Source organism: Streptomyces bobili (assembly GCF_002154575.1).
Lineage (GTDB): Bacteria > Actinomycetota > Actinomycetes > Streptomycetales > Streptomycetaceae > Streptomyces > Streptomyces bobili.
The window spans coordinates 16,965-31,497 of the sequence record NZ_MUBA01000079.1 but is presented as its reverse complement, the minus strand read 5'-3'; the positions used below and the strand labels follow the sequence as shown (position 1 = coordinate 31,497).

12 protein-coding genes are annotated in these 14,533 nt (G+C 69.8%); 3 read left to right on the top strand and 9 right to left on the bottom strand.

What is annotated here, in order from left to right:
- Nucleotides 1-76: 76 nt before the first annotated feature.
- Nucleotides 77-685, bottom strand: coding sequence for a YceI family protein (locus BZL64_RS07645; RefSeq protein WP_086767390.1), 609 nt, complete (start codon nucleotides 683-685; stop codon nucleotides 77-79).
- 400 nt (nucleotides 686-1,085) lie between these two features.
- On the opposite strand from BZL64_RS07645, the gene BZL64_RS07640 reads away from it, so the two are divergent.
- Nucleotides 1,086-2,681: an acyl-CoA carboxylase subunit beta gene (locus BZL64_RS07640; RefSeq protein ID WP_086767388.1), complete on the top strand. Its 1,596-nt coding sequence runs from the start codon at nucleotides 1,086-1,088 to the stop codon at nucleotides 2,679-2,681.
- A 57-nt stretch (nucleotides 2,682-2,738) separates the two neighbouring features.
- Nucleotides 2,739-2,930, top strand: a complete 192-nt coding sequence (locus BZL64_RS07635) for an acyl-CoA carboxylase subunit epsilon (protein ID WP_086767386.1) — start codon at nucleotides 2,739-2,741, stop codon at nucleotides 2,928-2,930.
- A 207-nt stretch (nucleotides 2,931-3,137) separates the two neighbouring features.
- On the opposite strand, the gene BZL64_RS07630 is transcribed toward BZL64_RS07635, so the two are convergent.
- The 8 genes from BZL64_RS07630 to BZL64_RS07595 all read right to left on the bottom strand — a co-directional run bounded on the left by BZL64_RS07630 (nucleotide 3,138) and on the right by BZL64_RS07595 (nucleotide 13,742).
- Nucleotides 3,138-3,719: a GTP-binding protein gene (locus tag BZL64_RS07630; protein ID WP_073491198.1), complete on the bottom strand. Its 582-nt coding sequence runs from the start codon at nucleotides 3,717-3,719 to the stop codon at nucleotides 3,138-3,140.
- A complete protein-coding gene (locus tag BZL64_RS07625; protein ID WP_086767384.1) occupies nucleotides 3,700-4,287 on the bottom strand; it encodes a DUF742 domain-containing protein in 588 nt (195 codons plus the stop codon). Before BZL64_RS07625 ends, BZL64_RS07630 begins: the two co-directional genes overlap by 20 nt.
- Nucleotides 4,288-4,383: 96 nt before the next feature.
- Nucleotides 4,384-4,797: a roadblock/LC7 domain-containing protein gene (locus BZL64_RS07620; RefSeq protein WP_003993185.1), complete on the bottom strand. Its 414-nt coding sequence runs from the start codon at nucleotides 4,795-4,797 to the stop codon at nucleotides 4,384-4,386.
- 10 nt (nucleotides 4,798-4,807) lie between these two features.
- On the bottom strand, nucleotides 4,808-8,134 hold the full coding sequence (locus BZL64_RS07615; RefSeq protein ID WP_208639383.1) for a sensor histidine kinase: 3,327 nt from the start codon (nucleotides 8,132-8,134) through the stop codon (nucleotides 4,808-4,810).
- 380 nt (nucleotides 8,135-8,514) lie between these two features.
- On the bottom strand, nucleotides 8,515-9,090 hold the full coding sequence (locus BZL64_RS07610; protein WP_030793795.1) for a GTP-binding protein: 576 nt from the start codon (nucleotides 9,088-9,090) through the stop codon (nucleotides 8,515-8,517).
- The gene (locus BZL64_RS07605; protein ID WP_086767382.1) at nucleotides 9,071-9,469 is read right to left on the bottom strand and encodes a DUF742 domain-containing protein; all 399 of its coding nucleotides are present in this window, start codon (nucleotides 9,467-9,469) and stop codon (nucleotides 9,071-9,073) included. The genes BZL64_RS07610 and BZL64_RS07605 overlap by 20 nt, the downstream gene beginning before the upstream one ends.
- A gap of 112 nt (nucleotides 9,470-9,581) precedes the next feature.
- Nucleotides 9,582-9,995: a roadblock/LC7 domain-containing protein gene (locus BZL64_RS07600; RefSeq protein WP_003993189.1), complete on the bottom strand. Its 414-nt coding sequence runs from the start codon at nucleotides 9,993-9,995 to the stop codon at nucleotides 9,582-9,584.
- Between the two features lie 9 nt (nucleotides 9,996-10,004).
- A complete protein-coding gene (locus BZL64_RS07595) occupies nucleotides 10,005-13,742 on the bottom strand; it encodes a sensor histidine kinase (RefSeq protein ID WP_086767380.1) in 3,738 nt (1,245 codons plus the stop codon).
- A 589-nt stretch (nucleotides 13,743-14,331) separates the two neighbouring features.
- Here BZL64_RS07595 and BZL64_RS07590 point away from each other — a divergent pair.
- Nucleotides 14,332-14,517, top strand: a complete 186-nt coding sequence (locus BZL64_RS07590) for a hypothetical protein (RefSeq protein ID WP_167396102.1) — start codon at nucleotides 14,332-14,334, stop codon at nucleotides 14,515-14,517.
- Nucleotides 14,518-14,533: the final 16 nt, after the last annotated feature.

The following is a 14,533-nucleotide window of genomic DNA, read 5'->3' as shown; positions in this document are numbered from 1 at the left end:
CCCTGAGCGCGCCCGCCCTCCCCTACGGGGGGAGTGGAGGGCGGGCGCGCTCAGGGGCGTGGCGTCGGTCGACGCGTCACGCGTTCTTGATGGCCGAGATGTCGAAGTTCAGCTTGATCTTGTCGGAGACCAGGACGCCGCCGGTCTCGAGCGCCGCGTTCCAGGTCAGGCCCCAGTCGGAGCGCAGGATCTCCGCCTTGCCCTCGAAGCCGACGCGCTCGTTGCCGAACGGGTCGGTCGCGGCGCCGTTGAACTCCAGGTCGATGGTGAGCGGCTTGGTGACGCCGAGGATGCTGAGGTCGCCGGTGATGCGGTAGTCGTCGCCGCCCAGTGCCTGCGCGGCGGTGGAGCGGAAGGTCATCGCCGGGAACTCGTCGGTCTTGAAGAAGTCCGAACCCTTGAGGTGGCCGTCGCGGTCGGCGGACCCGGTGTCGATGCTGTCCATCGTCACGTCGATGGTGGCGGTGGACCTGGCCGGGTCGGCGCCGTCGAGGTGCAGCGAACCGGTGAATTCGTTGAAGTGGCCCTTGACGTTGGTGACCATGGCGTGCCGGGCGACGAATCCGATGGTCGAGTGCGCCGGGTCGATCGTGTAGTCGCCGGTCAGGGCGGCGAGGTCCGGGTTCACGGCGGCGGCCGTGGTCGCGGTGGTCTCGGTGGTGTTCTTGCGGCCGAAGATGCCCATGACGTGCTCCTTGGGGACGGATCGATGCACGCATCGAGGAAACGAAGCGATGATGTTGAATGTTCAACGAGCGGTTCAACAAGGCAGACCGTAGACCTATTCCGTTCAACTTTCAACTTCATCTGGAGGTGTGTCCGCGACAGCGCTCCTCGCCGCGCGGGCCCGCCTCCCGGTCGGTCCGAGCCCGCTCCGTCACTCCACTGGGCGGCATGCGTCGGAGGGGAGTGTGAAGTTGCTCTCACTGTCCGGCTTTGTCCGACCTCGACAAGCGGCACAGGCCCTGAGCAGTCGGAACGCCTGCATCCCGGCATGGTTCTGTTCAGTGGTACCAGGAAAACGTGCCGGAGACTGTACGGAGTCGACGTCTCACTTTCCTAGGTCGGCTTCGTAAGGTCACTACATGACCGTTTTGGAAGAGACGACGGGTGAGCCGACCGCCGAGCCCACGGACGCGCGCGGGCGCGTCGCCGAACTGCACGAGATCCGTGCGCAGGCGCTGGCCGGGCCGAGCGAGAAGGCGACCCAGGCGCAGCACGCGAAGGGCAAGCTGACCGCCCGTGAGCGCATCGAGCTGCTCCTCGACCCGGGTTCCTTCCAGGAGGTCGAACAACTGCGCCGGCACCGGGCGACCGGGTTCGGCCTGGAGGCCAAGAAGCCGTACACCGACGGTGTCATCACCGGCTGGGGCACGGTGGAGGGCCGTACGGTCTTCGTCTACGCCCACGACTTCCGCATCTTCGGCGGCGCGCTGGGCGAGGCCCACGCCACGAAGATCCACAAGATCATGGACATGGCCATCGCGGCCGGTGCCCCGCTGGTGTCGCTGAACGACGGCGCCGGCGCCCGCATCCAGGAGGGCGTCAGCGCGCTCGCCGGATACGGCGGCATCTTCCAGCGCAACACCAAGGCCTCCGGCGTCATCCCGCAGATCAGCGTGATGCTCGGCCCCTGCGCGGGCGGTGCGGCCTACAGCCCCGCCCTCACCGACTTCGTCTTCATGGTCCGCGAGACCTCGCAGATGTTCATCACCGGGCCGGACGTGGTCAAGGCCGTCACCGGCGAGGAGATCACCCAGAACGGTCTCGGCGGCGCCGACGTGCACGCCGAGACCTCCGGCGTCTGCCACTTCGCCTACGACGACGAAGAGACCTGCATCGCCGAGGTCCGCTACCTCGTCTCCCTCCTCCCGCAGAACAACCGGGAGAACCCGCCGCGCGTCGAGTGCAGCGACCCGGCCGACCGCCGCGGCGACGTCCTGCTCGACCTGGTCCCGGCCGACGGCAACCGGCCGTACGACATGACCAAGGTCATCGAGGAGCTCGTCGACGACGGCGAGTACCTGGAGGTCCACGAGCGCTGGGCGCGCAACATCATCTGCGCGCTGGCCCGGCTCGACGGCCAGGTGGTCGGGATCGTCGCCAACCAGCCGCAGTCACTCGCCGGTGTCCTCGACATCGAGGCCAGCGAGAAGGCCGCCCGCTTCGTGCAGATGTGCGACGCCTTCAATATCCCGATCATCACTCTTCTGGACGTACCCGGCTTCCTGCCCGGCGTGGATCAGGAGCACGGTGGGATCATCCGCCACGGCGCCAAGCTCCTCTACGCCTACTGCAACGCGACCGTGCCCCGGATCTCCCTCATCCTGCGCAAGGCGTACGGAGGTGCCTACATCGTCATGGACAGCCAGTCCATCGGTGCGGACCTCACGTTCGCCTGGCCGACCAACGAGATCGCCGTGATGGGTGCCGAAGGTGCCGCCAACGTCATCTTCCGTCGCCAGATCGCCGAGGCCGAGGACTCCGAGGCCATGCGGGCCCGCATGGTCAAGGAGTACAAGTCCGAGCTGATGCACCCGTACTACGCGGCCGAGCGCGGACTCGTCGACGACGTCATCGACCCCGCCGAGACCCGCGAGATCCTCATCAGGTCCCTGGCGATGCTGCACACCAAGCACGCCGACCTGCCCTCGCGCAAGCACGGCAACCCCCCGCAGTAACCCAGCGGACTTTCCGCGCCACCCCTGCGGAAACCTCATCCACGGAGACTGACTTCTATGACCAACGCTGACATCCGCGTCGAGAAGGGCCATGCCGGGCCCGAGGAAGTCGCCGCCATCACGGCGATCCTGCTGGCCCGCGCCGCCCGTCCCTCCGAGCCCACCCCGGCCCACCGCGGCCGACTCAAGGCCGGCTGGCGCCGCCTGGAGCGCGAGGGCGGCTTCCGCGCCCCGCACAGCTGGCGCTGACCGCACGACGCAGCACGAGCACCGCGAAGGCCCCGACCGCCCCCAGGGCGGCCGGGGCCTTCGCCCGTACGCGTGCGGGCACCGCCCGCGCGAGACGCCGGTGACGTGAAACGGCCCCTGTGCCTCCCCGAGGAGGAGCACAGGGGCCGTTTCACGTCAGCCGGAAGTCCGTAAGGACCGTGCGTACGGTCGGTGCGTACCGAGGTGCTAGCGCAGACGCGCCATCAGCGCGTGCTCCACGAGCGTGATCAGCGCCGACTTGGCGTCCGCGCGGTGGCGGGCGTCCGTCGTGATGATCGGGGTGTCGGGGCCGATCTGAAGGGCCTCGCGCACCTCGTCCGGCTGGTACGGCTGGCTGCCGTCGAAGCCGTTGAGGGCGATCACGAAGGGGAGACCCGAGTTCTCGAAGTAATCGACCGCGGGGAAGCAGTCGGCGAGTCGGCGGGTGTCCACCAGGACGATCGCGCCGATGGCGCCGCGCACCAGGTCGTCCCACATGAACCAGAAGCGGTCCTGGCCGGGCGTACCGAAGAGGTACAGGATCAGGTCCTGGTCCAGCGTGATACGGCCGAAGTCCATGGCGACCGTCGTGGTCGTCTTGTCTCCGGTGTGGGTGAGGTCGTCGATGCCCGCCGAAGCAGACGTCATGACGGCCTCGGTACGCAGCGGGTTGATCTCCGAGACGGCCCCGACGAACGTGGTCTTACCCACGCCGAAGCCACCCGCCACCACGATCTTCGCTGAGGTGGTGGAGCGGGAAGGACCGCCGCTAGAGCTTGCGAAGTCCACTGAGCACCCTTTCGAGCAGTGTCACGGCTGGCTGGCCGCCGGCGGACTCGTCGCCGCCGGGCTGATGGATCGCGACCAGTCCCGCCTCCGCCAAGTCGGCGACGAGGATCCTGGCCACGCCGAGAGGGATCGTCAGGAGGGCCGAGACCTCGGCCACCGACTTGATCTCCCGGCAGAGGTTGCAGATCCGCTGATGCTCGGGCAGTTGCCCCTGCATCTGGTGCGGAGCCGCGGTGGTGTGCACCAGCGCCTCGATGGCGAGCTGGTACCGCGGGCGGGTCCGGCCGCCGGTCATGGCGTACGGACGCACCAAGGGGTTGTTCGACGCCCCGGCGGGCGCCGGCTCGGGGGTGCGGCGATGCGGCTGCACGGGCTGGATGCGCGGCGCGTGCGGCTGGTCGTACGGCGACGGCCCAGGACCCTGCGGCGCCTGGGGCGCGTACGGCTGACGCTGGCTCGGGGCGGAGGGGAAGTTGTAGCGGTTCGGGTTCTGAGAACCGTCGCCCTGGCCCTGGGCAGGGCCGTACGACCAGTTACCCGAATTCGAACCGCCTGGGGGTGTTGCCACTTTCTCTCCTCCTCCGACTGTGCCTGGCACCCATCACGTGGGAGCCGCGTCCCGAAACCCTACGGCCTCGAGAGGCCAAAACGCACCGTCCGTCTGTTAGTTGAGAAGGCTCCCTTGGAGCTCCGCACGAAGGTCGGGGGTCAGGACCGTACCCGCACGGTCCACCAGAAGGGCCATCTCGTACCCAATGAGACCGATGTCCGCTTCCGGGTGGGCGAGGACCGCGAGCGAGGAACCGTCGGAAACGGACATGATGAACAGGAATCCCCGCTCCATCTCCACAACCGTCTGGTTCACCGCACCTCCCTCGAAGATCCGGGAGGCGCCTGCCGTCAGCGACGTCAGACCGGAGGCGACGGCCGCGAGCTGGTCGGCACGGTCGCGGGGGAAGCCTTCGGACATCGCCAGAAGGAGTCCGTCGGCGGAGACCACCACCGTGTGGGACACCCCCGGGGTGTTGTCCACGAAGTTGGTGATCAACCAGTTCAGGTTCTGTGCCGCCTGGCTCATCGGGCTCACACTAACGCTCCTGGTTGTAGGTGCTGTCAGGACCACTGTGCTGATTCCTGGCCTGACCGTTCGGTTCACTTCCTGCGTTGCGTCCGCGCTGAACGCCTTGACGCAGGTTGCTCAACCTGCCTCGGACGTCCTCCGGGGCGCGGGAGACCGAGGGGCCTCCCTGGGGGGTGCTCTCGGCGGCGCCCTCGACCAGATTGGCCTTGGGCACCCGTCGCGGCAGACCGGAGGAGGTGACCCCGCCGGCCTTCGGCTTCTTCAGCGCGGAGGCCTGCTGCCAGCGGTCGTCGTTCGCCGAACGCCAGTCGGTCGGGCCGTCCGCGGCGGGAGCCGGCGCCTCCTGGTCCGCGGGCCGCGAGCCGTTCGAACCGCTCGCCCCGTGGGATCCGCGGCGGGGCAGTCCGGCGTCGGTGAGCGCGTGGGCGGCCGAGGCGGCCGGTCCGGGACGGTCGAAGCCTACGCTGTCCTGCTTACCGGCGTCAGCGGCCCGCACGGATTCCGCTTGCGGAGCGTACTGGTCCGGGAAGCCGTTCTGGTAGCTGTTCTGCTGCGGCCAGTCGTCCTGGTAGGACTGCTCCTCGTAGGGCGGGAAGCTGTCCGGAGCGGCCTGCCGTTCCGGCGCCCGCTCCTCCTGGGGAGCTTCCGCATACGCGGGGTCGGGGTAGCCGCCACCCTGCCCGAAGGCACCGTTCTGCGGCGCCGAGCCGTTCGCCGGGAAGGCATCGCCGCGCGGCGCACCGCCGTTGGACGCGCCGTAGGGGTCCTCGTACGCCGTCTGCTGCTGCTCCTCGTACGACGTCTGCTGGTCGTACGCCGCCGGCTGCTCGGCATATCCGGTCGCACCGGCGTCGTAGCCGTTCTGCGGCGCGGCGAAGCCGTTGGGGGAGGCGTCGAACGCGGGCTGCTGCTGCGTCTGGTCGAAGCCGTCGCTGTACGCGGGCGCCGTGCCGGGCTGCTGCTGACCCGGCTGACCCGGCTGACCCGGCTGACCGGGCTGACCCGGCTGACCGGGTGCCGGGGACTCCAGGGCCGCCCGGCGCTCGTCGCGCAGCATGGAGCGGCCGACCGGATCCAGGTCACGCAGGTCGTCGGGGACCTCCGTGTACTGGCTGTCGTCGAAGCCCAGCTCGGCCGCCGTGCGCATCGGCTGGTGGTTGAAGTCCTCACCCTGGAAGCGCTGGTCCGGGATGATCTGCGAGACGGTGAAGTCGTCGCGCTCGGGCTGGTGCTCGCCACCGCCACCGTGGGTGATCGCGTCGGGCAGCATGACCAGCGAAGTCGTGCCGGCCTGCTCGCCCGAGGGGCGGAGCTGGACCCGGATGCCGTGCCGGTCGGACAGCCGGCCGACCACGAACAGGCCCATGCGCTGCGAGATCGCGGCGTCCACGGTCGGCGGGTTGGCCAGCTTGTGGTTGATGTCCGCGAAGTCCTCGGCGGTGAGGCCGATGCCCTTGTCGTGGATCTCGATCATCACGCGGCCGTCGGGGAGACGGGTCGCGGTGACGCGGACCTTGGTCTGCGGGGAGGAGAACGTGGTGGCGTTCTCCAGCAGCTCGGCCAGCAGGTGCACGAGGTCGGTCACGGCACGGCCGTGGATCTCGGCCTCCGGTACGCCCGACAGCTCGATGCGCTCGTACTGCTCCACCTCGGAGGAGGCGGCGCGCAGCACGTCGACCATCGGGACCGGCTGGTCCCAGCGGCGGCCCGGCTCCTCGCCGGCGAGGACCAGGAGGTTCTCGCCGTTGCGGCGCATACGGGTCGCGAGGTGGTCCAGGCGGAAGAGGCTCTCCAGCTGGTCCGGGTCGGCCTCGTTGTTCTCCAGTTCGGTGATGAGGGTCAGCTGGCCCTCGATCAGGGACTGGTTGCGGCGCGACAGGTTGGTGAAGATCGCGTTGATGTTGCCCCGCAGCAGGGCCTGCTCGGCGGCGAGCCGGACGGCCTCACGGTGGACCTGGTCGAAGGCGCGGGCGACCTCGCCGATCTCGTCCGTGGTGTTGATCGGGATCGGCGTGACCCGGGTGTCGACCCGGCCGGGGTCGGTCCGCGAGAGCTGGTCGACCAGCATCGGCAGCCGCTGCTCGGCGATGCCGAAGGCGGCGTTGCGCAGCTGGCGCATGGACTGGCTCATCTGGCGGGCCATGAGACTGGCGATGATGAACGCGGTCAGCAGGGCGATGATGACGATCGCGCCGTTGATGATGGCGTCCTGCTGGGCGTCGGAGGCGATCTGCCCGGCCTCGGTCACCGCCCGGTCGATGAGTTCGTTCTCGACCTCGCTGTAGCCCTCGAACTTCAGGGTCGCGGCCGCCATCCAGGCCTGGGCGGTGACGCCCTGCTCGGCGAGGTCGGCGGTGCTCCGCCCGCTGGCGATCGCCTGGATCATCTTGTCCATGGCGGGCGGGGCGACGAAGTCCTGGTCCGCGGCCTCGGCCTTCTCCTGGGCCTCGGCGGACTGCTTCTTGCCCTCAGCGGTCTTCTCGGCCATGACCTCCTGGAGGCGCGCCGCGTCCTGCGTGGTGCCACCGGAGACGAACTCCTGGAGAGCCACCCGCTCCAGGTAGGCGTACGAGGTGAAGGAGACGAGCTGCTGGCGCTTGACCGCCTCGTCGGGGCTGGGCCGGACGAGGAGGTGCATGCCGATGGAACGCTGGAGGGACTCGGCGCCCTTGGCGAGCGCGATCGCGTAGACCGTGCGGCCGTACGCCGTGATGTTGCCGGTGCCGAGGCCGAGTTCGTTGGAGAACTCCATCAGCAGGTGCTCGATCTCGACGTAGCCCTCTTCGGTCTTCACCGGGTCCAGGGCCTTGGTGTAGGCGGCTGCGCGGAGCTTGGTGAGAGCCGGCTCCGCATCGGTCACCAGGCCGAGGCGGCGCTTGAGGCCCTCCTTGTCCGGCATGCCGACCGTCTCGCTGTGGAAGGCGGCGGCCTTCTGGTCGGTCAGGGCGCGGGCGTCCTTGACGACCTCGCTGTCCTTCTTGTTCTGCAGCAGCGGTTCGGCGGAGACGTCACGCTCGTTCAGCAGCGCCTCGGCGTACTCGCCGGCCGCGGCCACGACCTTCGCGACCTTCTCGGCGTCGCGGGCCTCCTGCCAGGTGTCGATCGAGCCCTTCACCTGGAAGCCGCCCATGACGAGGCCGACCAGCACGGGTATGAGCAGGATCGCGTTCAGCCTGGTCGGCACCCGCCAGTTGCGCGGGGAGAGACGGCTGCCGCTCTTCGCGGGCGCGGCCATCGGCTCCGAACGGGGCACAGGGGCGGGCGCCGCTCCGCGCGGCGGCGGGGTGAAGTTGCCCCGGGCCGCCGGCTCGGGACTTTTCTTGCTTCGCCTCACTCGACCAACAACCTCTCGGCGGTCGGCACCTTCGTCGTGCCGCAGTGTCTCAGAGCCCGGTCAGCCATCGACCATCAGTACGTCATTGACTATTGGGCAGTTCAGGCATTCCAGCACGACGACCAGCGCAGTTCCAAACATGGAGAAGTGCCGGTTCGAAGTGATGTAAGCCCCAGATAAAACGGTCAAACAGAACGAGCCCCGCCAAATGACGGGGCCTTCGTGCGCGCAGCGACACCAAGCGACCGCGACGCGTGGCGGTGCCACCCGATTCCTCTGCCGAAACGTTATGAACACCGGAGCCGGCCGTGTCAAAGGCCACAGCCGGCTCCGGAACGCCTACGACAACTGACGTACGGCGGTGCGGGTGTCGGTCCCGCCTACCGCAGACGGGCCATGAGCGCGTGCTCCACCAGCGTGATCAGCGCACTCTTGGCGTCCGAGCGGTGCCGGGCGTCCGTCGTGATGATCGGGGTGTCCGGTCCGATCTGGAGGGCCTCGCGGACCTCCTCCGGCTGGTACGGCTGCTGGCCGTCGAACCCGTTGAGGGCTACGACGAACGGCAGACCCGAGTTCTCGAAGTAGTCCACCGCCGGGAAGCAGTCCGCCAGCCGACGGGTGTCCACCAGCACCACGGCGCCGATGGCACCGCGCACCAGGTCGTCCCACATGAACCAGAAGCGGTCCTGACCCGGCGTACCGAACAGGTAGAGGATCAGGTCCTGGTCGAGCGTGATACGGCCGAAGTCCATGGCCACCGTGGTGGTGGTCTTGTCCCCGGTGTGGGTGAGGTCGTCGATGCCCGCGCTCGCGGACGTCATCACGGCCTCCGTGCGCAGCGGGTTGATCTCGGAGACGGCGCCCACGAACGTGGTCTTGCCCACGCCGAAGCCACCCGCCACCACGATCTTCGCGGAGGTGGTGGCCCGCCCCCCGTCAGAGCTTGCGAAGTCCACTGAGCACCCTTTCGAGCAGCGTCACCGCAGGTGCGCCACCGTTGTTCTCGTCGCCGCCCGGCTGGTGAATGGCCACCAGTCCGGCTTCGGCGAGGTCCGCCACGAGGATCCTCGCCACACCGAGGGGCATGGCGAGGAGGGCCGAGACCTCCGCGACCGACTTCACCTCACGGCAGAGGTGGCAGATGCGCTGGTGCTCGGGGAGCAGCCCCATGAGCGCTGCCGGGTCGGCCGTGGTGCTGATCAGCGCCTCGATGGCGAGCTGGTAGCGCGGCCTGGTCCGGCCGCCGGTCATCGCATACGGACGGACCAGCGGCTGGTCGCCCTCGTCCTCGTACGGCTCCGCGTACGGATCATGAGAGGCGGTGGGCGGGGTCATGAATCCTCCGGGCGGGACAGCAAGTCTCGGTCAGTCGTGCCGTCCGTCGAGCCGGTGGGGGGATTGTGTCGGCCGGACGGTGATTTCGTGAGGCGGGTGGTACCTGGGCGGGTCAGTGGAGCAGACTGCCCTGTAGTTCGGCGCGCAGGTCGGGCGTGAGCACCGCGCCCGCGCGGTCGACCAGGAGTGCCATCTCGTAGCCGACCAGGCCGATGTCACATTCGGGGTGGGCGAGAACGGCGAGGGACGAGCCGTCCGAGACGGACATGAGGAAGAGAAAACCTCGCTCCATCTCGACGACCGTCTGGGCCACGCTGCCGCCCTCGAAGATCCGGGAAGCCCCGGCCGTCAGCGAGGTGAGACCCGACGCGACGGCCGCGAGCTGGTCGGCACGGTCGCGCGGGAAGCCCTCGGACATGGCGAGCAGGAGCCCGTCGGCGGACACGACAACGGTGTGGGACACCCCGGGGGTGTTGTCCACGAAGTTGGTGATCAACCAGTTCAGATTCTGTGCCGCCTGGCTCATCTGGCTCAACTAACGCTCCTGCTGGTGAGTGGGGCTCGGGAAACTGCCGGTCGAACCGTTGCCGGCCTGACGACCCTGCGCGATGCCCCGACGGAGATTGGTCAGCCGGCCGCGTACGTCGTCAGGCGCACGCGAGACCTGCGGACCGGTTTGGTGCTCTTGCTGCTGAGCCGTGCCCGGGACGAGGTTCGCCCTGGGCACCCGGCGCGGCAGGCCGGAAGTGGTGACGCCGCCCGCGGCGGGCTGCCGGACTCGCTCGGCCTGACGGACGAGTTCGTCGTTCGGCGAGGTGCGCCAGGAGGCGCCTGTCGCCGCGGGACGTTGGGGAGCGGCCGGAGCCTGCGGCTGCTGTTGCTGCGGCGTGGGGGCCGAGCCGTTGCCGTTTCCGTCGGCCTGCTGTCCGTGGAACCAGTTGGTCTCCAGGTTGTCGAACAGCGGGGTACGGCCGTCACCCGGACCGGCCGGCGGCAGGGCCTCCGGCTCGGGACGGGCGGCGGGGCGAGGCGGTACGGGCTGCTGCTGCGGTGAGCCGTAGCCGTTGCCGCCGTTGACGTTCTGGGGCCGGTCGAACTGGCCCGTGGACGAGGGGCCCTGGCGGCCGGGCAGGGCGTGCTGGCCGGTGCTGGAGCCGTTGTGGCCGGGGCTGTTCTGTCCGGGGCTGGGGAACTGACCGGTGGAACCGTTGTCGTAGGACTGCGGAGCGGCGTACCGGTTGGGGGCCGCCGGGGAGTTCTGGCCGCCCGGCGTGCCGAAGACGTCGTTGCGGACGTAGCCGTCCTGCCGTCCGTTCGCACCCGGAGCCGGGAACTGGCCCGTGTCCTGGGCGCCGTTCAGGCCGGAGAACTGGCCCATGTCCTGGAACTGACCGGTGTGCTGCGGGCCGCCCGCGCCGGGGCGCGCGAAGTCCGCGGGGCCGGCCGGGCCCTGGCGCTCGTCGATCCTCGGTATCTCGGCGGTGCCGCCGGGACCCTGGCGGTCGTCGATGCGCGGCATCCGCGAGGTCTGCGCGGCGTCCGGCTCGTCGTGGCCGCGCGGGGCGTCCAGCGGGGTGCGCGCGACCGGCGGCTGGGCGTTGTCGTCGGCCCAGCTGGTGACGCGGGGCTGCGGGTTGCCGCCCGGCAGCTCGGCACGCGGGCCGCCGCCGCGCGGCGGCAGCTGCGGCTGACGGCCACGGCCGCGACCGCCCTGCTCGCCACGGTTGTCGTTCTGGCGCGGCGCGGGCGGACGCCCGGCGCCGAACATGTCCTGGCCCTGGCCCTGGCCCGGCGTACCGGTGCCGGTCGACTGGAGGCCCTGCGTGGCACCCGGGGCCTGGCCGCCGAAGCCGGAGCCGGCCGGAGCCGGACGGCCCTGCGGGGGCGAGGCCGGACCCTGCGGCCCGCGCGGCGTACCGGGACGGCCACCGCCGTCACGGCCGGGCAGCGCGGCCCGGGGACCCTGGCCGGCGCCGAGCAGGCCACCCGTGCCGGAACCGGCGCCGAGGGCACCGCCCTGACCGCCCTGACGGCGGGCGGCGGCGACACCGGCGGCGGCCTGCGCGGCGGCGGGACCGCCGGACACGCTGCCCTGACCGGGCTTGGGCTGGGGCTTCTTGCCGCCCTGGGCGACATCCACGGGCAGCATGACCAGCGCGGTCGTACCACCGGAGTCGGACGGGCGGAGCTGGATGCGGATGCCGTGACGCTGCGACAGCCGGCCGACCACGAACAGACCCATGCGGCGGGAGACCGACACGTCCACGGTGGGCGGCGACGCGAGCCGCTCGTTGATCGCGGCGAGGTCCTCGGGGGAGAGGCCGATGCCGGTGTCGTGGATCTCGATCAGGACGCGGCCGTCGGGCAGCGCGTGACCGGTGACCTTGACCTTGGTCTGCGGGGAGGAGAACGAGGTCGCGTTCTCCAGCAGCTCGGCGAGGAGGTGCACGAGGTCGTTGACGACCCGGCCGGCCACTTCGGTGGTCGGCACGGAGGACAGCTCGATGCGCTCGTACTGCTCCACCTCGGAGGCGGCGGCGCGGAGCACGTCGACCAGCGGGACCGGACGGGTCCAGCGGCGGCCGGGCTCCTCACCGGCGAGGACGAGGAGGTTCTCGCCGTTACGGCGCATGCGGGTCGCGAGGTGGTCGAGCTTGAACAGCGAGGACAGCTGGTCCGGGTCGGCCTCGCGCGACTCCAGTTCGGAGATGAGCGACAGCTGACGCTGGATGAGGCCCTGGGAGCGGCGCGAGAGGTTGGTGAACATCGCGTTGACGTTGCCCCGCAGGAGGGCCTGCTCGGCGGCGAGGCGGACGGCCTCGCGGTGCACGTCGTCGAAGGCCGCGGCCACCTGGCCGATCTCGTCCCGCGAGTGCACACCGACCGACTCCACGGACGTGTCGACGTCCTGCGGGTCGGACTCGGACAGCTGCTTGACCAGCTCGGGCAGCCGGTCCTGGGCGACCCTGGTGGCCGTCTCCTGGAGCCGGCGCAGCGAGCGGATCATGGACCGGGCGACGACGAACGCGCCGACCAGCGACACACCGAGGACGAGCAGGATCAGCGCACCGGAGATGATCGCCTCGCGCTCGGACTCGGCGCGCAGCTCACGGGCCTTCTGCTCCATGTCCTCGAGCAGCGTGGTCTCGATGTTCTTCATCTGGCGGATCTTGGTGGTACTGGCGTCGAGCCAGTCCTTGTACGACCGCTTGTCCAGCGACCTCAGACCGTTGGGGGAGCTGAGCGCACGGTTGGCGTACGTGTCGGCGTCCTCGATGGTCGGGCTGCCCTTTTCGACGGGCGCGAGCAGCTCCTCCGCACCCTGGTCGCCGAAGATGCTGCGGAAGCTGGCGAGTTCGGAGTCCTCGTTCTCCAGGGCGGCCTCGGCGTACTGCCGGTCGTTCTCCGATATCTCGCCGTAGACGTCGTCGTTGACCGGCAGCGCGGCGGCGAGGGCGGCGCGCTGGACGGACGCGTACTCCTTGGAGGCGGAGAACGCGGCCAGCGCGCGGGTGCGCTGGATCATCTCCGGGTTGCTCGTGGCCTGCGCCATGTCCTGCGAGAGGTCGAGCAGGTGGGTGATGAGGCGGTGATAGGCCTCCACCGTCTGGGTGGAGTTCTTCGGCTCCGCGTAGGCAGACTTCCGGACCTTCGCGAGGTTGCCGAGGTCGCTGAGGAGGCCCACGAGGCTGTCGCGGACACCCTGGAGGTTGCCGTCCGTGCTGGAGGCGTCGATCTCCTCGGAGGCGTCCTTGAAGGACTCCAGCGCCGCGTCGGTCTTCTCGCGGGCGCCCTTGACCGTGAAGTCGGCCGCGGACCTGCCGTGGGCGAGCGGACCGGCGGACTGGTCGCGCTCCTCCTGGAGGCGGGTGGCCAGGTCGGTCGCCTGCGAGGTCATGTCCGTCAGCAGCTTCATGTTGTCGAGCTGCTGGATGTCGTCCATGGACTCGTTGATGCGCAGCGTGCCCAGCGTCGTGGCCGCGACCACGGGAAGCGTCAGCAGCGCGACCAGACGCGTGGAGATGCGCCAGTTGCGCAGAGCCACACGCGATCCCGTGCCGGGGGTACCGGTCGGGGGCTTGACCGTCGGAGTCGGTTGAAGGGGGCTCGACGACACGGACGCGCCGGGGCGCCCAGGGCGCTCACCGCCGTCGCCGGCCGGGCCCGGGTTCTGGGCGTGCTGGGGCGAGGAGCCGCCGGCCATAGGGCCAGTCCCGCCGTGCGGCTCCGGCTCGGCCGAAGCGCTGCCATCCCTCTTGAAACGTCCCTGCACTAGCGTCGCAACCTCTGGACCAGGCGTCCTTCCGGATGAACGGAGAGGACGGTGTCGGCGTCTTGAGGGGCGTCCTGAATTACGCCCCCCGATGGTCGTGAGTACCGGCGCTTCCCCCTTCTCGCCGCCGCTCGGCGCTGCTGTGCGCCCTGCGCGCCGGCTCGATCCCGCGGCGGTCCGAGGAATTCCAGCACAGTGCCGGATCTCCAACAAGGCTTGTTGGCCGGGCTGTGACATCCGTGACAGCGGGTGAGGGGTGGATTACCGGACGTAGAAAGTGATCCGGGGCAATCCGGGCGCAAGGGGGCGAAGGGGCGCGGGGTGAGGGGTGTCCCAGTCGCCATGATCAGGAGCGGAATGACAGGTTCAGGTGGGCAATGTCCGTTTCATAGCGGTCGATCGAGAGCCTGGATTGACCGGTTTGGGCGCGGATTCGTGAGCAAACTCACACGCCGATCATGAGACCTGCACGCGTTCTCCGGGAATCGCGTGTTTAGCCTGACGCTTTACAGGGATGGCAAATCCGACAAGACGCGCTTACGGGAGACCCGGCTCCCGGCGCCCGGACAGGACAGGGTTCACTACAACGGTGAAGACGACGACGATGTTCCACAAGATCGCCAACCCGCGGCGCACGACGCTGGCGCACCTCAAGGACGCTGACGAACTGGGGCTCCCGGAGCAGCAGGAGCACTCCGTCGACCTCCCGGCCCAGACCGCCAACCCCAGGCGCACCATCCTCATGGAGATCCCGGTGACCTCCCCCGCCGAGTAGATACGCACACCGGCCG